Genomic DNA, 19,503 nt, shown 5'->3' with positions numbered 1-19,503 from the left:
TTTCCTCAAAACAAACCCGAGATTCAGGAAGTTATAAATAGTCCACTAGCAGATTCCATGAAATAATTCAAAAATCCGCATACAGCCTTACTGCAACAGGTTTTTGGCAACCTTTACCGCAGCCACGGCATCGGTGGACCAACCGTCGGCACCGATGGATTCGCAGAAGCCTCCGGTAATTACCGCACCACCGATCATGACCTTGATGTCGAGGTTGCGTTCCTTGATCAGATTAATGGTATCTTCCATCTTGACCATAGTGGTCGTCATCAACGCGGAAAGACCGACAATCTTCGCCCCGTGTTCTTCAGCTGCATTGACAATGGCCTCAGCTGCTACGTCTTTACCGAGGTCTATTACATTGTATCCGTGGTTCTTGAGCATCAGGCAGACGATGTTTTTACCGATATCATGAATGTCCCCTTCAACGGTAGCCATGATAATAGTGGCTTTTACCTCGTTTTCCCCTGAAGCTTCGAGCAAAGGCTTAAGTTTATCAAACCCCTTCTGCAAGGTTTCAGCAGACTGCAAAAGCTGAGGCAGAAAATATTCCTTGCGCTCATAACGTTCCCCCACTTCCATGATAGCCGGAATGAGATCTTCGTTGACCATCTCAAAGGGCTTACGTCCGCCTTCAAGATCACGCTCCACAAGGGAAATGATGGAACCGCGGTCGCCTTTGACTACTGCATCAAAAAGGTTTTCCGCCCCGGATTTTTTTTCTTTCTTACCACCGCCAGCCGCACCGGACTGCCCGCCGTCACCGGAAGGAGTCCAATCGGCGTAATGCTCAATATACTGCTCGGCCTGCGGATCACGGCAGAACATGACTTCGTTTGCATAAAGTGCTTCACGCAGCCGCACCGAGTTGGGGTTGGAAATAAACGCGGCCATACCCTGTCCCTGGCAAAGAGTCAGAAAACTGGAGTTTAACAGCTCTCGGGCCGGAAGACCGAAAGAAATATTGGAAAGTCCCAGCACGGTGGGCAGATTCCATTCCTCGCGGCAATGCTTGATGAAATCAAGGCAGTGGCGGGCCGCCATAGGTTTGGAAGAAACAGTCAGAGCCAGAGCATCAACCATAATCAGTCTGCGCGGGATGCCCAGATCATCAGCCTGCTTGAGAAGTTCCGAAACAACCTCAACTTTTTCAGCACAGGTGATAGGCAACTTGCTTCCAACAATGGGCAGCAAAATAAAAGGAGCACCAAACTTCTTGCACAGAGGTCCGAGCCGCTCCATACGTCCGGGTTCCCCGCTGATGGAGTTGACCAGCGGTGAGCCGGGATATTCCCAAAGAGCCGCTTCAACCGCATCCGGGTTGGTGGAATCAATGGAAAGAGGGGCGGAATGCTGAGAGAAAATTTCTTTGACCAGAGCCGGCAGAATCTCCACTTCATCAACCATGGGAGCACCGACGTTAACGTCAAGCACAGGCGCGCCCACGGCCAGCTGCTCTTCAGCAAACTTCATGGCTTCAGTGAATTGCCCTTTCTGCAATTCCTCAATAAGCACCTTTTTTCCGGTGGGGTTGATACGCTCACCGATGATCACTCCGCGCTGCTCAAAACCGATCTTTACGGTCTGGGCGCGGGAGGTCAGCACCATCTGGCAATCTTCCTGTGGCACGGGACGCTTCCACGGGGCATCACCCACAGCATTGCGCAGGGCCCGGATGTGATCCGGCCCGGTTCCGCAACAACCGCCGATAAATTTTGCACCAACGTTTACAAACTTGGCAGACTGCTCGGCAAAAGGTTCGGGCTGGAGGCGGAATATGGTATTGCGGTTCTCGTCCAGTTCGGGCAGTCCGGCATTGGCTTCCACCAGTAAAGGAGAAGAAAGACGCGGCTGCATATTCTCCAGCACTTCCAGAATCTGCTCCGGTCCGGCGGAACAGTTGGTACCCATAAGTTCAACACCCATGTTCTGCATGGTATCGACAAAGGTGGCCGGAGAAGTCCCGGTCAGGCAGGCGGCCGGAGATTCAAAAGTCATGGACAGAGCCACGGGCAGATCGCAGACTTCACGGGTAGCGATAACCACGGCGCGAGCTTCGGCCAGATCGAAATGGGTTTCACCGAGAATCAGATCAACTCCGCCTTCCACAAGGCCCTGAATCTGTTCTTTATAAATCTCGACCATTTCCTTGAAAGTCATTTCACCAAGAGGCTGCACAAAATGCCCGGTGGGACCGACGCTACCGGCAACAAATACGTTATCCCCTGCAACGGAGCGGGCGAGAAGGGCCATTTCACGGTTAAGGCCGATTACATCCACATCCGCGCCCAGCTTGGGTCTGCTGCCGCCGAAGGTGTTGGAGGTCAGCACATTTGCCCCGGCATCAACATAATCCTTGTGCACGGATTTAATTACATCCGGGCTCTGAAGGCCGAAAAGCTCCGGTGACATGCCTGCGGGCAATCCTCTGCTCTGCAAAAAGGTCCCGTAACCACCATCAAAGAAATATATTTTCCCGTCATTGAGGGCTTTGCGAAAATCAGGCATGTCTAAGCTCCACTTTGTTATTAATTATTAATTTCAGCCAAAAAGCTGATCATCATTTTACTTTTTGATGAAATATTGTCTTATAGAATAATCCCGGACAACTGCGAGTCCGCTATAATCGGCATGAACGGCCTGCCTCTTGAATTTATTTTTTGAAAAAAGAAACAAAAACAGTTCCTGAGAACTCCAAAAGAAGGGTATAATGTGTTGAAAACGCTTCTACTTAAAAACATTGAAAAGGACAAATAAAAACTATACCCTTACAAGTTACAGATAAGAACTTATGTTTACAATAAAATATTCAAATAATTTCAGTCGAACAGGGAAATATTAACAGGACAATGCCATCTAAAAAAGAATCGGTAGAGCTTGAACCTGTTGAAAATGAAGAGGTTAAAAAACCGCCCAAGGGCGACTTCCTGCCCACGCCAAGAGCCAAGGGCGAAGTGGCAACCAAGGACCCTCTTCATTTATATCTTCAGGAAATCAGCCGCTTTCCCCTGCTGGAACCGGATGAAGAATTCCAGCTTGCCAAGCGGGTACAGGAAAACGGAGATCAGGAAGCAGCTTTCAGACTCGTCTCCTCTCATTTGAGACTGGTGGTCAAGATCGCCATGGACTTCCAGCGCCGCTGGATGCAAAATGTGCTCGACCTTATTCAAGAAGGTAACGTGGGCCTGATGAAGGCCGTAAATAAATTTGATCCTGACAAGGGCATCAAATTTTCTTACTATGCCGCCTTCTGGATCAAGGCTTACATCCTGAAATATATTATGGATAACTGGCGCATGGTCAAAATCGGCACCACCCAGACTCAGCGCAAACTTTTTTACAATCTGAATAAAGAACGCCAGAGATTACAGACTCTCGGCTTTGACCCGAGCACCTCCGAGCTTTCAAAGAAATTGAATGTCAGCGAAGAGGAAATAACTGAAATGGACCAGCGACTGGCCAAAAACGACCTCTCCCTGAACCTCAAGTTCGGTGAGGATTCCGAAGCCACACGCATGGATTTTCTACCTGATCTTGGTCCCGGAGTTGAAGAAACCCTTGCCAACAAGGAGATTTCCACATTACTGCTTGACCAACTCAGGGCAATTGTTCCAAATCTCAATGAAAAGGAACAAGTGATCCTGAACGACCGCCTTCTGTCCGACTCTCCCAGAACACTCAGGGAAATCGGTGAAGAGTTCGGGGTAACAAGGGAAAGAGTTCGCCAGATTGAAGCAAGACTGCTTAAAAAATTGAGGGAACATCTGGCTGAATCAGTTAAAGACTTTTCACAGGACTGGATACCTGAAAATGAATAAGCTGCTTACCGACCTTAAGAAAGAAGCAAAAGCAATGGCCTCGGCCTTGCCCGTGCCGGTTTTTTACCGTGATCTGGAAACCCAGATCGAGTTTGCAAGGGATATGTTTTTTGACCACCCGCTAATCATCAGATTGCAGGAAGACGTACTGCCTTTTCTTTATGATGAATACGCCCACGGGATCTACCACTCCAAAAAGGTAGCCATCGAGGCCGGAGCCATCATCCTCAAAGAAGGAGATGATATGGACGGAGACCGCGTTCGTGAGCTGGTCCTGCTGGCTCAATTCTCCGGTCTGCTCCACGACTGCTGCCGTCTGGATGAAAACCACGCTCTCCGCGGATCTGAAACATCCAGAGTGATTCTTAACAACTATCCCCTTTCCGAACGCAGCAAGGAACTCATTGCCGAGTCCATCGCCCGGCACGAAGCCTTCAAACCGGAAAAGCCCATTGAAAACGATCGGGAACTGACTCTCCTTAGCGGCGCACTCTACGATGCGGATAAATTCCGCTGGGGACCGGATAACTTCTCCACCACTCTCTGGGAAATCTGCGATTACGAAGACTGGACTGTGGAAGAAATTATCGAAAAATTTCCCAAAGGCCTTGAAATCATCAAGTCCATTGAGTCCACCTTCAGAACTGAAACCGGAAGGGAATACGGCCCGGAAATGATCTCTCAGGGCATCAACATCGGCTCTGCAATCTACGAAAAATTGGTCGAATTATCCCAAGATCCCAAATATCTCCCGCAGGAAGAACCTGAAAGGCTTGTATGATACAAACTACCGGCTCCTCACGCTGTCCGCTGAAGGCTGTTGCTGTAACCGCCCTTCTGGTCCTACTCATGTTACAGGGCTGTGCAACTAAAAACACTGCCCGACCTGAGTTCCAGCTCCCGCTAAGCCCGGAAGCGCAGTTGACATACGATTATCTGGTCTACATGGACTACCGCTCAAGGCTTGGACAGGCTATGAGCGGTTTGAAGACGCCCCAGAAAATCAATGAGGTTGCCCGGCTGCAAAAAGACGCCTTGACCGTTTTAAACCGGATCATCGCCGTAGAGCCGCAGGAAAAACTGTATCTGGATAAGTTTGCCCTTTACTGGACCTCACAGCAGATAGACGAAGCACGGGCTGTCCTTAAGGAAGCCCTTGCCAGATATCCCATGAGCCGGGACCTGACCATCAGCCTTGCCAACACCTATCTTGTGGATAACCGCAATGCGGACGCTGAGGGAGTACTCAAGGAATACCTGCTCAAAAAACCGGACGATCTGGCGGTAACCGGACATTTGGCCCGCATCTACCTTGAACAAAATAAATTTGCGCAGGCCCTTGATATCCTCAAGGTAATTCCCAAAAAGAAAAGAACCGCGCAAATTCACTACCTGCACGCCAAAGCAAGTGCCGGTCTGGGCTTGACCCGGCAGGCTATCCGCAGCCTGAACAAGGCTGTTGAAGTCAAACCTGATTTCATTGAAGCATGGGGTGAACTGGCCTACATGCACGAAATAGAAAAAGACTACGACGCCGCGGAAAAAATTTACACCAGAATGCTTGAATTTCCGGATGTGTCCAACCATATCCGGTTACGGCTCATGGAACTCTGCCTCAAACTCAACAACCCTGAACGGGCACTGAAGCTGGCCATGGAAGGACCGCGCAGCAAAGCCTTTATGCTGGAAGCAGCGCAATTATTCATCAGCGGAAAATTCTACGGACAGGCCTCCATCCTGCTGGACCTTTTCGCCCAGCAGAAAACCGTGCCTGACTCATACTACTTCTTCAAAGCATCCATTGCTTACGAGGGCGAAGACGATCCGGCCAAGGCGCTGAGTTATCTTAATAAAATATCTCCTCAAAGCGAACACTATGACCGCAGCCTGCAATTCAGGGCGCATCTGCTCATGGAGCTTAAACATGACAAGGAAGCACTTGAAGCCATCAAACAAGGGGAGAATAAATTCCCTGAAGCGGTAAATTTTTATTTGCTGGAAGCAGGTCTGCATTCAGCGGCAGGTGACAACAAATCCGCCAAGGACGCCCTGCTGCGTGGAAATGCACATGTTCCCAACCATCCGCAAATTCTCTTCCAGCTCGGCGTAATGGAAGAACAGGAAGGCAATCTGGACCAGACCCTGAAGTACATGGAACAGATCATTTCCAGCTACCCGGACCATGCCGACGCCCTCAATTTCGTGGGCTATATCCTTGCCGACCGCAACGAGCAGCTTGACCGGGCCATGGTACTCATCAGCAGGGCCAACAGACTTGAGCCGGACAACGGCTACATTCTGGACTCACTGGCCTGGGTCAACTACCGTATGGGTGATTTTGAGGAAGCATGGAAACAGATTAAAAGAGCTGTCTCCCTGAGACCCAAGCAGCCTGAACTCTGGGACCATTACGGAGACATTGCCGCCGCACTGGGCAAGAAAAAATCAGCTGCCAAGGGTTATCGCAAGGCTTTAGGCTTTAAACCGCAAAACGCTGAGCAGATCCGCAGGAAACTGGAAGAGTTATGATTTCCCGCTCCGGTAGCACGGCACTGATACTGCTGATGCTCATTTTTGCACTCGGCGGATGCGCGCCCCGTACCGCGATCAAGCTTGATCCCGACAATATTTACAATGAATTCCGCAATGAATACGGCAACTGTAATGCAACGGGCATCCGGGCCAAGGCCAGTCTCTATTATACTTCAAAAGGAAGCGGGCACCGCACCACCATGACCCTCTGGGGAGAATACGCATCCCCCCTGCGGCTGGACGTTCGCGCGGGCATCGGGGCTTACATCGCCCATATACGGGAGGACGAAAGCGGACTGACCGCCTTTTACCCGGAGCAGAAAACAGCCTATTCACATTCTTCTCCGGCCCGCGCGGTTCATTTACTGGGACTGCCCTTTCCATTCTCTCTGAAAGACCTTGCAGGACTTATCTCCGGCTGTTATCCCAACCTGATACCAGAATCATACGATACCGCAGTCCCTGTTGCTGAAAACGGGAACCTGCGTTTTACCTTTGACAACGGCCCCGTCAGCTCCATCGTGCTGACGGAACAGGGACTCCCGATGGAAATATCGGGACGGGGCGAAATTCCATGGCGCATGGAATTATCTTCTTACGAGGAAGATAATTCAGGCAAACTGCTGCCGGATAAAATCGCCGTTTACACAGAATTGGGTGACAAAGCCCTGCTGCGTATAAAATCCCGGACCTTCACAGGCAAACCGTGGCAGGCAAAAGCTCTTCAGCTCAAGCTGCCCGAGGGTTCCGAGGAAATCCGTCTCGACCAAAACGGGTACGTGAAGATTGATTAAAATGTTAAGCTTTTCATAACGGAGGGAAGTATGAGCGGGCAGGATTTTAATTCTAATGAAAAAAGTAGTGGACTTCTTGAAAACTTTAAACTAGGTCTCGATGTCTGGCTGGCGGAGATGAAAGGAATCGTTTCAAGACTGCTTGGAAATTTCGAAGTCTCACAGCTTGAAAAACGTCTCGAAAAAGAATACGCGCTTCTTGGAAAACTCACTACAGGTGATGTTGACGGTGACGCGGAACTGTGTAAAAAGCAGATCGAATTTTTCAAAGATGAAATCAGTAGGCTCCGCAAAGAGCAGGCTGCTAAGCGCGACGTAAAATATCGCGACAATGAACGTAAAATGGATATTTAACCGGTAACGGTTTCATAATAGAGTGGTGGGGTTCCCGAGTGGCCAAAGGGAACAGACTGTAAATCTGTCGGCAACGCCTTCGGAGGTTCGAATCCTCCCCCCACCACCACTTTGATTCTTCGGTTGAATCCATAAAAACAAAAAGTACAGGGTGTTACAAACACAGTGAGCACAGCCTGAAATCCATAGTTCTGCGGGAATGCTTCTCGACAGAACTGTTTTTTTGTGTGCCTGTTGCTGTTTCAAGCGTCCTGCGCGGGAGATCTGGATATGGCCGGTAAAGTTGTAATCGGTTCGGACCACGGGGGCTTCACCCTCAAGACATTTGCCATCAAACTGCTCACTGATATGGGCTACGATGTGGTAGACGCCGGACCTGAAGAAGCTGTCAGCTGCGACTATCCTGTTTACGCCGAAAAAGTAGCCGATATGGTTACCGGGGAAAACATTCCCGGAATCCTGATCTGCGGAACCGGACTCGGCATGTCCATGGCTGCAAACAAGCACAAGGGCATCCGCGCCGCCATGTGTACCAATGAGTACATGGCTAAAATGGCACGCGCACACAACAACGCCAATATCCTCTGCCTCGGTGAACGAGTGATCGGGCCTGGATTAGCGGAAGAAATCATCCGCGCCTTCATGACCTCCGAGTTTGAAGGTGATCGGCACATGCGTAGAATCAATCTTTTCGATAAATAGTAGAAATCCCGTCAGCATAATTGCAGGCGGGATTCTTTAATTTATAACATTAGACAGCATTCTCCAGGAAAGTGAGACAGTTAACCGTCAGACTTGAATGCTGAATAAAATATCATCCATTAATAGGGGACTCAAAATGAGTAACAACCAGTTGGACCAGAAAGCGGTCAACGTTGTCAAAGGTTTGATCATGGACTCCATCCGCAAGGCCAATTCCGGCCATCCCGGCGGTTCCATGTCTTCCGCAGACTTTGCCTACGTCCTGTACAAGGACTTCCTTAAATTCGACCCCAGCAATCCTGAATGGGCTGATCGCGACCGTTTCGTTATGGCTGCCGGTCACGAATCTCCGCTTCTCTACTCCATACTGCACCTCTGCGGACTGCTGACCATTGAAGATCTCAAACAGTTCCGCCAGCTGGACTCCATCACCCCCGGTCACCCCGAACACGACATGACCCCCGGCGTTGAAGCCACTTCCGGCCCTCTGGGTCAGGGTTTCTGTGTCGGTGTCGGTATGGCTACCGCTGAGGCTTTCCTCAATGCCAACACCAGCGACGACGTTGTAGACCACTACACCTACGTACTCTCCTCCGACGGCGACTTTCAGGAGCCTGTATCTCTTGGCGCTGCAACCCTCGCCGGACTCTGGGGACTCGGTAAGCTTGTTGTTTACTACGATTCCAACGACATCCAGCTCGCAGGCCCCACCAGCAAGTGCGACTGCACCGATTTCAAAAAGGTTTTCGAAGCCATGTGCTGGCACGTTGTGGAAATCGACGGTCACGACCACGATGCCATCCGCGAAGCAGTGAAAGCAGGTCAGGCTGAAACTTCCAAGCCTACCCTGATCATCGGTAAAACCGTAATGGCTAAAGGCGCAGCAACCTGCGAAGGCAGCCACTCCACTCACGGTTCCCCGCTTTCCCACGAAGAAATCGAATCCACCAAAAAATGCTTCGGTCTTCCTGAAAAAGAAACTTTCTACGTTCCCGAAGATGTTGTTGAACATTTTCAGGCCCGTTTCCCCGATCTCAAAGCACTGGCAGCTCAGTGGAAAGAAAAATCCGACGCAGCACTGGCCGCAGACGAAAAAATCGCCGCTTTCTGGGCTAATGCCAACACTCCCCGCAACGAGATCAAACTTGAGCTGCCCGAATTTGAAGCTGGTCAGTCTATTGCAACCCGTAAGGCATGGGGCGCATGCCTCGACGCCATCACCGACGCTCTACCCACTCTCGTGGGTGGTTCCGCGGACCTCGATCCCTCCAACCAGACTGCGAACTTCCGCAAAAAGGTTGGCGACTTCGCCATTGACGGCAAGACCGCACGCAACCTAGCTTTCGGTGTCCGTGAATTCCCCATGTCCGTTATCCTTAACGGTATGGCCCTGCACGGCGGCGTAATCCCCTTCGGCGCAACTTTCCTGACCTTCTCCGACTATTGCAGAAACGGCATGCGAATGTCCGCATTGCAGCACCTGCCGGTCCTCTACATCTACACTCACGATTCATTCTATGTAGGTGAAGACGGCCCCACCCACCAGCCCATTGAGCACGTATCTTCTCTGCGTCTCATCCCCAACTTGCTGGTGCTCCGCCCCGCAGATGCACGTGAAACCGCAGCCTGCCTAGAAATCGCCATGGCCCAGACCAAGCGCCCTTCCTCCCTCATGCTCACCCGTCAGGGACTGCCCGTCCTCGGCAAAGATGAGTACCCGCAGGTTGAAGAAGGCGTTAAGCGCGGTGGTTACATTGTGAAGGATTGCGAAGGCACCCCGGATATGATCGCCATTGCCGCCGGTTCCGAAGTATCCCTCGCCATTGAGGCTGCTTCCATGATCGAAGGCAAAAAGATCCGTGTGGTCTCCATGCCCTCCGTGGAACTCTTCGAAGAGCAGGATCAGCAGTACAAAGATTCCGTACTCGATCCCAATGTCCGCACCCGCGTAGCAGCAGAAGCAGGCCGCCCCGAAGGCTGGTACAAGTACGTAGGCCTCGACGGCGCAGTACTCGGCATCGACCACTTCGGCGCATCCGCACCCGCAACCCAGCTTGCAGAGAAATACGGCTTCACCGCCGCCAACCTCGCCGAGCTGATGAAGAAACAGTTCTAGTAGCTGGTTCGATACATAAAAATTGAAAATCCCTCCGGAACGGTTGTTCCGGGGGGATTTTTTGTAACAGTAAGCTTGCCCTCTTCGCCCCAGAAGAACTTGCAACAAAAGTTCAAAATTGCTAGTTACAGATAACTTTTTACATATCTAGAACATACTTATTTTCTTTTTGAAATTAAAATGCTTCAACTCGTCATTCAAGCACAAAAGAATAAAAACATCCTGAGCTAAACCTATGAATACAGAACAAAAGTTTCTTGATTTTGACATCGAAAACTACATTAAAGAAAAACACTCTAACATATCTAAGAGTGACCTTAACGCCTTCTTAATAACTCTGTTCCTCGGTTTTTGTATCCATGGCGCCGCAATGGTGAATTTTTTTATTAATGAAGATTTCCAGTTAAGCGGATACATCAACCTATTGATCTCTGGAAGGTTTTTATATGGCCCTCTCTACAATATAACTGACAGTTACCCGCTGCAATTTCTACATACATTCATATTTATTTTTTTAGCATCACTCTCAGGGACAATCATTGCTAAGCTTCTCTCTGCAAAGACAACATTCATTAAAGTTTTAATTGCTGTAATTTTTATATCCTACCCTGCTTTTGCAATAGCGATGACATATAACTTAGCCATACTTGTCTATGCTGTATCTTGCTTCACTTCTGTTTTAGCAGTATATTTCGCTAACAAAGAAGGAAAAGTAAATTTCTTTTGTGGAGCACTAATCCTCTCACTATCATTGGGTATATACCAAACCTATCTTTGCGTAAGCGCGAGTCTTTGCACCGCAATCCTCTTAAAATTTGCTATCGATAATAATCTCGGCGATAAACCTATGCTTAAGCTTTTTTTTAAAAAAGCAGTCAGATTTATCGCGTTTGGAATCAGCGCAGGTCTCATATATATAGTACTTGTAAAAACAATCACTTACTTAGACGGAACTCCTTTATCCAGCTATCAGGGTGCAGACCAGATGGGTACTCTTTCTCTTTCAATTCTTTCTTTGCAGAAAATCATCTCATGCTATTTCGGGCTGCTGAATAATTCTTTCTTTAAATTTCAGTCCTTCTTACAGCCATCTATTTGGATCATCTCTTTAATTGCATGCGCTACAGTTCTATACAAGCAAAGGTTATACAAATCCATTAAGGACATCACAGTCAATTTATCCATTATTGCTATCGTTTTTTTAACAACTCTCATTGCAGCAATAATTATTCCTATTGTTGCTCCCTTCTCAGAGATTACATATATGCAGACCTATGGGGCCGTAATAGTCTTATGCACAACCATAGCTATTGCAGCTGATGATTTTAAATTGTCAAAAAACATTACTATTTTAATATGCGTATTTATTATCATCAGCTTCACAACCAGAACAAATGCCCAGTACTACAGGGCCCATCTAATAACCCAAGCATCCACTCAAACAGTCAGCAGAATATTTTCCAGAATTGAAGAAACTCCAGGCTTTTCATGCGATAAGAAGCTGGCTATAATAGGCAACCTTCCCAACCAATACCTCAAAACTGAAACAACCCCTCCCTTCTCCAACGAAGGCAACTCCGGGTACTCAGGTAATTTCGTTGGACTAAGTAGAGCGAACCAAAGTCATAAGTTTACAACAATCCTCTCCGTTCTAGGTTACAAAATTGCACCTATTATGGACCAAAAGGACGTGCTTGAGGCATCAAGAATAGCTCTCGGAATGCCTACTTATCCTCAAAAAGGATCTATTATAACCACCGACAAGTTAATCGTGGTTAAAATGAACGAACCTCTTTTAGTTATCTCTCCTACTTCACTGGGCAAGGGCAAATATAAATTTATGTTCACACCTTTTGACCAAAGTGGAAACTTAGAAATTATCTGGCAAGTAATTGCTAGAGGATCTCAAGGAAAAACAATTCAAACCCTAACTCCAGAACTAAATATAACACTGGACAAGTCAGGCGAGACCTACTGCGTAATTGCACACTATCGCAAGAGAGGGATAAAAGAGTTTACTCACTCCAAACCGCATTGGTTTATTGCCAACTAAAACACGATCTGACCAATACTAGCTTTATATATCTAAACAGCCTTCACAAACAGGGACAACCAATCATTTAACATGCAAGAAAACACTTTTGACATCAAAACAAAAAAAATCAGTGTAGTAGTACCCGTTCTCAATGAAGAACAAAATGTCCCTCTAATATGTGATAAAATAACTGAAGTCCTTAAAAATTATAACTTTGAAATCATCTTCGTTGACGATGGGAGCACAGATAGAACTCTCTTACAATTACAGAGCTTAAGTTCAAAACACGAGAATATTAATTTCATATCCCTCTCAAGAAACTGGGGACATCAATGTGCGCTTAAGGCAGGTCTTGACCACGCAACCGGAGACTGCGTTATCTCTATGGATGGAGATTTACAACACCCACCTGAATTAATGATTACCTTCATCGACAGGTGGTCTCAAGGTGCAGATATTGTCCACTCAGTTAGAAAGGAAGATCCAAACCTTCCTTTTCTCAAAAAATTTACATCAAGCACATTCTATAAAATAATCAACAAAATTTCTAATTTGAATATCAAACCGGGAACTGCTGATTTCAGACTTTTAGATCGCAAGGTAGTAGAAGCGTGTCGAAATTTAAATGAGGATGTATATTTTTGGCGTGGAATAATTCCATGGCTGGGATTTACACAAGAATACATTGAATATGAACCTAACAGTAGGCAATACGGAAAGAGCAAATACAATTTGAAAAAAATGCTAGGCTTAGCAATTAATGGAGTAGCCTCTTTCAGCCTTATTCCACTACGGGCAGCATCATTAATTGGGTCTGGAGTTCTACTTATTGCCCTCGCGTACTTAGCATATATCATTATCCAATTCTTAATTGGAAACACTGTCCCCGGATGGTCTTCCATTATGGCTGCGATACTCATCTTGGGCGCGATACAGCTTATTTTCCTAGGTACTATTGGAGAATATGTTGGCAAAACATACTTAGGGAGCAAAAAACGCCCAACTTACTTTATCAAAGAGATGAATGCCCAACTGCTAGACAAAAATCGCCATAAGCAAATGTAATAACGACATTTACTTAATAAAACCTTGAATATAATTCAATAAAGGATAGCAATTCCAATGAGTAATATTTTACATAAATTCCCCAAGAAAAGGCCGCCTCTCTCTGATGAGCTTCAAAAGATATATCACGAGCATTACAAAGCAAATAGGGAAGGAGAGACTACAGCCTCATTCGTTGCCACAACTTTAGAGAAATGGATGCATATAAAAATAGCTGAATCGAAGGCTGAAGGGAGCATTCTTGAAATTGGGGCAGGAACACTCAATCACATCCCATACGAAAATAATTTTACATCATATGATATAGTTGAACCATATGAAGGACTCTACAAAGGAAGTCGCAACCTCAGGCATGTAAGATATATATACAACAATATTATTGATCTACCAAAGGCTCAATATGACCGTATTTTAAGCATTGCTGCATTTGAGCATATATGTGACTTACCAGATCTCGTTAACCAATGTCGCAACCTTCTTAAACCTGATGGAGTATTGCAAGTAGCCATTCCCAGTGAAGGGACTCCGCTTTGGTACTTAGCTCAATTAATAGGTACAGGTCTCGAATTTAGACTTAAATATCAACTCGACTACTTTGAACTAATCCGCCACGAGCATGTCAACACAGCAGAAGAAGTAACAGAAATTTTAAAGCTGTATTTTAATGACATTAAAATCAAAACTTTTGGTATATGCCCATACCTATCCCTCTATCAATATCTGGAATGTCGTAATATTCCATAGAACTAATGAGTAATCACAAACTTTAATCTTGTGAGGGGAGTAATGTCTTGAACACCTTCCCCCTCTCCTACCCCACAATCGCATCCGCCACAGCAACACAAACCGCCAATGCCGCATGATCGCTCTGCCCGGAGAATTTTTTGTCATCCTTGCTCAGGGTGGCGCGCCAGTCGGTTTCAGTCATGCTGCCCCGGCTTAGGTCTGCCAGCTTGAACTTCCAGCCCTCTTCTTCCATCTTCTCGGTTATCTTCAGGGCCTCGTGGATATCTTCCATGGCCCATTCGGGCATGTTGTCACCGAGCTTTTCCTTGAGCAATGCTTCCAGACTTTCATATGTATATTCAGCCATTTTATTTCCTCCAAATGGTACGGGTATTCTCAACCTGCCCAATGAACCACTGAACCGGAAACAAGTCAATTTATCCATTCCCGCACACGAAAAAACCGCCGGACCATTAAGTCCGGCGGTTTTAAATAGTTCCTGATAAAATTAAAAAAAGATACTAATTATCCAAAGCTTCCTTAGCCTTATCCTTGGCATCCTCGTATGCATCTTTGGCCTGATCGCTCATCTCATCAGCTTTGTCTTTGGCCTGTTCCATGGCCTGATCGAACTGCTTGCCGAGCTTTTCGCCAGCACCGTTGTTATCTTCGCAACCGGAAACAACAGCCATCATGGCAACCAGACAAAGAACATAAACTACTTTTTTCAACCAACTCATAAAATACCTCCAAAATTGTTCCACTCCAATAGGGGGATACGGGTTGTTAACTATAGCAAATTACCCCGACCCCAGCGGCAAAGCCCTAATGGGGAATGCAGAGGGCCCTCGGCCTTCTGCCCGCCGGAGGCGAAATCATTTCATCTCAAAAGCGCGTAGCGCATCTTAACTTCTTACTGCAACCCCAACTCAACACGCGGTCCGGTTCCTTTTCCGGTAGCAGACATTCCCTTGAGGAAAACACGTCCCGGCTCAATACCGGATTCTTCCACAAGCTTGGTGCGGACTTTCTCAGCCCTGCTCCGCGCTAAGTCCGCCAACTGAGTATCGCTGATCTTGATATGATCCCGCAAGGCTTTTTCCATATCCGGCACGGGCTGAGCCACCACTATACCTAAGAAGTTAGTCGGCCTTTCAAAGGTTGCATCCTTGTAGGCCGCTTCCAGATACTCGGGATACTCTTCCGCGCTGACCACCACTTCGTCAACTGAAGTAGGCGCATTCTCATCGCCTTCAAGATCGAGAAACTTGGGCATGGCCACCTGCCTGCGAAACTCGGCCTCTTCCATGGCCGGAATATCCTCGGGAGCGGTAAATCCGCTGATCTCAAGCTTAAGGCCCGGACGATCAGCCATGGCCTTGGCAACAGACTCAACCTTGGACAACTCCCCTTCCTTAAAACCAGCCTTACCTGGTTCAAAAGCCATCACATCCATATCCTCCCCCCCGCCCACCAGCGCGCCTATCAAGGCGAAGGGCGAAGTAACGGCCTTAACCAGCAGGTTGACGATGGCCCGGCCGATAACCTTGCCCAGCTTGAATTGGGGATCTGAAAGATCTCCCTCCACCGGAATATCAAGCCGAATATTACCACTGCTGTCCCGGAGCAAAGCCAAGCCGAGACCGATAGGGATGCTGGGGGCATCCGGGTTATCCACCTTCTCGCCCACCTCAAACTGGTAGATATCAAAAACATTATCCACGGCTACGATCTTGCCGCGCAACTTAACCCCCACATCAGAGCTGAGCATGCCGGTACTGACCGGATAAGCAATGAATTTCTCAGTGTAAGGTGAAAGCTGAGTCATATCCAGATTGGCAAGGGAAACAGTGATATCGGTATCCGCACCTTCGGATGTGGGTTGTAGGAAACCTTCAGCCACCAATGGAGATTGACGATCAAGGGTGGCATTGAATGAAATATCGGTGCGCTCTCCATGAGGCAGCTCAAGACCACGCACCGCAGAACGCATCTTGGTAATATCCAGTTCAAAGGCCGGAGAGACAGCGTAATCTTTAAAGGTAACCGTGCCGTTGCTCATGAAAATCTTGCTCACGGAAACAAAATTTTCCTTTTTCTCCGCTTCGCTAGGTGCTTTTAGTTCGGCTACTCCGTCTGCCGGGGCAACACCTTTCACCCGAGCCACTTCAGCTTTCTCCGCCGCCTGCTCGGCCTGCTCTTCAACGGCATCTTCATCCACAGGCTCGGCCCGCTTGCCGGTCAGCATGCGAGCAATATTGAAAGTGCCGTCAGCTTCGCGCTCAAGATTTGCTTGCGGAGCCAGCACGGCAATAGACCCTACTTTGACTTTAAGCGGTGCGGACCGGAAATCGATCTCACGCACAGCCAAATCATCCAGATGGAAAAACTGCTTGTTACCCTGATTGTCACGGATGAGCAGATCCTTAAGCTGAACCTTGCCTGTATATCCAGCCACAGGCTCATTTGCCGCTGAAAAATTCCAATTGCCGTGTACGTCTACATGCCCGCGGGCGATATTCATCTGCATCTGCGGGGGCAGGTAGCCGTTAAAATCGCGTAAGCGTAATTTTCGAACCAGCACACTGCCCTTGCCCGTAAGAGACTGCGGCCCGGCCTGCCCGTTAATATCGATAGAACCGCGCTTGTTAACCACGGCTGAAAGAGCCAGCTTAAGAGGTTGTTTTTCAGGAAAGGTCAGCCCGCTAACCCCGACTTTAATATTGCTGATACTGGTGACCGTCTTTTTCGTGGCTGCCCGGTCAGTAAATTCAAAGGCTGAATCAACAAGATTGAATCTGTTCAGGACCACTTGCCATGGATCACCCTCCGCATCGGCTGCTTCTGTTGATTCTTCGGATTGTTTGACTGGAATCCCAACGCCCTTGGATTTGACCTGCTTCTGGTGCTTTTTAATCTGCTTGAGCAGGTCAATACCCTTTTTATCACGCATGAGCCGGATCAGAAGTTTATTGAGATCGATAGAATCTATGACCACTGATTTTTTGTTTACGTCCACCGTACCGTTGCTCATGACAAATCCGTCCAGCCCGATCAAGGTCTTACCGCCGCCCTTGGGTTGCAGATCAAGAGAATCCACATTGACCCGGATATTATCCAACCGCACTGAACCATTCTGCGCTGCGAACTGGAAATCACTGCCCAGCCCAACCTTGCCGCGGGCAACATCAAGAGGCAGGGGATCATCAAGGTAAACGTGGTAATCGGGAATATCCAGATCTTCCACAGCAACTGAACCATTTACCGAAAGGGGGATGACAGTCATACCGCCCTGCCCGCTGAGAATTTCAGTAGAGTTGGAACCGATACGAAAATCCCATGTTCCGGCTCCGTTTTCGGCAGTGCTTACGTTACTGGCATGAACCATGATCGGCCCGATTTTCTTGTTGAATCCCTTACCAAACGCATTGTCGGTAAAATCCACCAACCCGTTATCAAGCTTGAAATCCTTAACCAACGCAGCTAATGCAGGTCGGCTTTCTGTTTCAGTTCCAGCTTTCTTGGATTTCTCTCCGGCCTCAATTGAAGGGGTAAGATAGTCAAGCAAATCCGGGCTGCCATCTTCTTTAAGGCCGACTTTTAGATAAGGATCGCTCAAACGGATGGAAGAGATCTTCACCACACGTCTAAGAATTCGTACCTCTTCAATATCCACATCCAATTTTTTAAATTTGAGCAGGGAAGGACCTTTTCTAGCTGCAAGATCGAAATTTGAAATGTTGGCCTTACCACCGATCAACACCCTCGGCAGCAGCGAATCACTGCGCTCAAAGGAAAGCACCAGATCTGAACTCAAGCTACCGCTTTTAAGCTCAGTGGTTTCGTAAATAGGCAGGTATGGCCAGTACTCAGCCAGCTGCGCATTTTTAAGAGAGAAATCGAACTCGGTCTTCAGACTTTCATTAAAAGGCAGGGAATGTCCCTTCATAGCAAAGGGAGTACCATTGATGACCATATTAAGAGTAGGCTGTACCTGTTTATCATTATCCCGGCTTAGGGAAGAGGTAAAAGGCACGAACAAATCCAGACCGGAAATTTCATGACGCACATCACGAACTTTATCATAAACTCTGCATGTTCCGTTCGTTACGTCTAAATCACGGACAATAAACGGGAAAAAAGACTTTTCTTCGTCTGCTCCCTCGGGCTGTTCTTCAACATCACCTTCCGGGATAAGATCGGAAATACTGCTCCCGCCGCGGAAAATGGATAAATCAACTTGCGGGTCCAAAATTCTGATCTGGTCCAAAATCAAGGAAAAACGGAACAGAGAAAATGAATCAAGGTTGAGATCAAATGTTTTGAACGCAAACAGATTCCCTTCCCCCTCCTTCTTGCCGATCTCTAAACCATGAATCGAAAAATTCAGGGTGTAAGGGTTCAACTCAACCTGCTCAATACGCACCGGCCTGTTCAGCAGTGAGGGCAGCTTGGAAAGGGCAACTTTCTTGATGGTGAAAGGAACAAGAAAAAAACCGACAAGCGTATAAAAAATAAGCACCCCGGCTATTATCACCCCGGCCTTACCCGGACGATTAAGCCTGCTCCATTGTTCGCGTATTTTATTTAACATAGGATTCTAGGACCTCCGATCTCTTATTAATACATCATTACGGTATGAAAAGACAGTTTCATATCAATTGTAACACACTGCAATCATGGAGTTGAACAAATGATTGGCGGCTGATACGTTAAGCTCGGAAACGGGAGGAAAAGATTTCTAATGAAAGCAGAAAGATCAATGATAAACATGACTCAGCAAGCATACCCAACCTTCAATGCATGGAAAGGGCTAATCTTATGGCTGAGCTTTTTCATTCTATTCCTTCCCGGAACAGCTCAAGCCAGCTCATTGCAACTCAAGAATATGGTGCTGGACAATCAGGCCGGTTCCATCATGGCCCGCTTCGGTATTGAACTTACCGCCGACACTCAGGTGGAAGAAGCCCTGCAAAACGGCATAAAACTCAAGCTTGAATGCAAAGCCTCGCTTTTTGAAAACAAAAGCGTCTGGCTGGACTCAAAGGTTGCAAGCAAGACATACAATAGCAAACTATACTTCGACTCCCTCTCCAATCAATTTGTGCTGGAAAAACCGGGAGGCAAGATATTCAAAAACAAAAGCTTATCCATACTCCTGCGCGAAGAATGGAAGAGCTTTGTCCTTGATCTGGGTCCATGGTCCACCCTTAAGCGTGGGGAAAGATACAATCTACGGTTAAAAGTCCGTCTTGACCGCACCGAAGTTCCCGCATGGCTGAAGAACACCCTCTTTTTCTGGTCATGGGATATAATCCCGGCCGCAACTTACCAATTAGATTTCACATACTGATTTCAGGA

The 19,503-nt window shown here is 47.6% G+C and carries 15 protein-coding genes and 1 tRNA gene; 12 read left to right on the top strand and 4 right to left on the bottom strand.

Annotated elements, in window-relative coordinates:
* Positions 1-87: 87 nt before the first annotated feature.
* The gene (locus D0S45_05435) at positions 88-2,508 is read right to left on the bottom strand and encodes a methionine synthase (GenBank protein ID TIH18000.1); all 2,421 of its coding nucleotides are present in this window, start codon (positions 2,506-2,508) and stop codon (positions 88-90) included.
* Between the two features lie 341 nt (positions 2,509-2,849).
* Between D0S45_05435 and D0S45_05430 the strand changes: the two genes are divergently transcribed.
* The 11 genes from D0S45_05430 (at position 2,850) to D0S45_05380 (ending at position 14,160) form a co-directional block, all read left to right on the top strand.
* On the top strand, positions 2,850-3,818 hold the full coding sequence (locus tag D0S45_05430; GenBank protein TIH17999.1) for a sigma-70 family RNA polymerase sigma factor: 969 nt from the start codon (positions 2,850-2,852) through the stop codon (positions 3,816-3,818).
* Entirely contained in the window at positions 3,811-4,599 is a 789-nt protein-coding gene (locus D0S45_05425; GenBank protein TIH17998.1) for an HD domain-containing protein, read from the top strand. Before D0S45_05430 ends, D0S45_05425 begins: the two co-directional genes overlap by 8 nt.
* Positions 4,596-6,347, top strand: a complete 1,752-nt coding sequence (locus tag D0S45_05420) for a hypothetical protein (GenBank protein TIH17997.1) — start codon at positions 4,596-4,598, stop codon at positions 6,345-6,347. The genes D0S45_05425 and D0S45_05420 overlap by 4 nt, the downstream gene beginning before the upstream one ends.
* The gene (locus D0S45_05415; protein TIH17996.1) at positions 6,344-7,144 is read left to right on the top strand and encodes a hypothetical protein; all 801 of its coding nucleotides are present in this window, start codon (positions 6,344-6,346) and stop codon (positions 7,142-7,144) included. Before D0S45_05420 ends, D0S45_05415 begins: the two co-directional genes overlap by 4 nt.
* A 30-nt stretch (positions 7,145-7,174) precedes the next feature.
* Positions 7,175-7,498, top strand: a complete 324-nt coding sequence (locus D0S45_05410) for a hypothetical protein (GenBank protein TIH17995.1) — start codon at positions 7,175-7,177, stop codon at positions 7,496-7,498.
* 24 nt (positions 7,499-7,522) lie between these two features.
* Positions 7,523-7,607: transfer RNA gene (locus D0S45_05405), tRNA-Tyr, on the top strand.
* A gap of 161 nt (positions 7,608-7,768) precedes the next feature.
* The gene (gene rpiB / locus D0S45_05400; GenBank protein TIH17994.1) at positions 7,769-8,200 is read left to right on the top strand and encodes a ribose 5-phosphate isomerase B; all 432 of its coding nucleotides are present in this window, start codon (positions 7,769-7,771) and stop codon (positions 8,198-8,200) included.
* Between the two features lie 136 nt (positions 8,201-8,336).
* A complete protein-coding gene (gene tkt, locus D0S45_05395; protein TIH17993.1) occupies positions 8,337-10,316 on the top strand; it encodes a transketolase in 1,980 nt (659 codons plus the stop codon).
* 235 nt (positions 10,317-10,551) lie between these two features.
* Positions 10,552-12,369, top strand: a complete 1,818-nt coding sequence (locus D0S45_05390) for a hypothetical protein (protein TIH17992.1) — start codon at positions 10,552-10,554, stop codon at positions 12,367-12,369.
* Between the two features lie 72 nt (positions 12,370-12,441).
* A complete protein-coding gene (locus tag D0S45_05385; protein TIH17991.1) occupies positions 12,442-13,416 on the top strand; it encodes a glycosyltransferase in 975 nt (324 codons plus the stop codon).
* Between the two features lie 57 nt (positions 13,417-13,473).
* Positions 13,474-14,160 (top strand): class I SAM-dependent methyltransferase, encoded by a 687-nt coding sequence (locus tag D0S45_05380; GenBank protein ID TIH17990.1) that lies wholly within the window; start codon positions 13,474-13,476, stop codon positions 14,158-14,160.
* A gap of 67 nt (positions 14,161-14,227) precedes the next feature.
* Here D0S45_05380 and D0S45_05375 read toward each other — a convergent pair whose 3' ends face one another.
* The 3 genes from D0S45_05375 to D0S45_05365 all read right to left on the bottom strand — a co-directional run bounded on the left by D0S45_05375 (position 14,228) and on the right by D0S45_05365 (position 18,736).
* Positions 14,228-14,509 (bottom strand): hypothetical protein, encoded by a 282-nt coding sequence (locus D0S45_05375; protein TIH17989.1) that lies wholly within the window; start codon positions 14,507-14,509, stop codon positions 14,228-14,230.
* Between the two features lie 154 nt (positions 14,510-14,663).
* The gene (locus tag D0S45_05370; GenBank protein TIH17988.1) at positions 14,664-14,882 is read right to left on the bottom strand and encodes a YtxH domain-containing protein; all 219 of its coding nucleotides are present in this window, start codon (positions 14,880-14,882) and stop codon (positions 14,664-14,666) included.
* Positions 14,883-15,055: 173 nt separating this feature from the next.
* Positions 15,056-18,736, bottom strand: coding sequence for a DUF748 domain-containing protein (locus D0S45_05365; protein ID TIH17987.1), 3,681 nt, complete (start codon positions 18,734-18,736; stop codon positions 15,056-15,058).
* A gap of 150 nt (positions 18,737-18,886) precedes the next feature.
* On the opposite strand from D0S45_05365, the gene D0S45_05360 reads away from it, so the two are divergent.
* Positions 18,887-19,495 carry a DUF4390 domain-containing protein gene (locus D0S45_05360; GenBank protein TIH17986.1) on the top strand — a complete coding sequence of 203 codons (609 nt, stop codon included), beginning with the start codon at positions 18,887-18,889 and terminating at the stop codon, positions 19,493-19,495.
* Positions 19,496-19,503: the final 8 nt, after the last annotated feature.

The organism is Marinifilum sp. JC120, assembly GCA_004923195.1.
GTDB lineage: Bacteria > Desulfobacterota > Desulfovibrionia > Desulfovibrionales > Desulfovibrionaceae > Maridesulfovibrio.
Note: the sequence above shows the minus strand (reverse complement) of the source record. Positions and strands in the feature narration are given on the sequence as shown.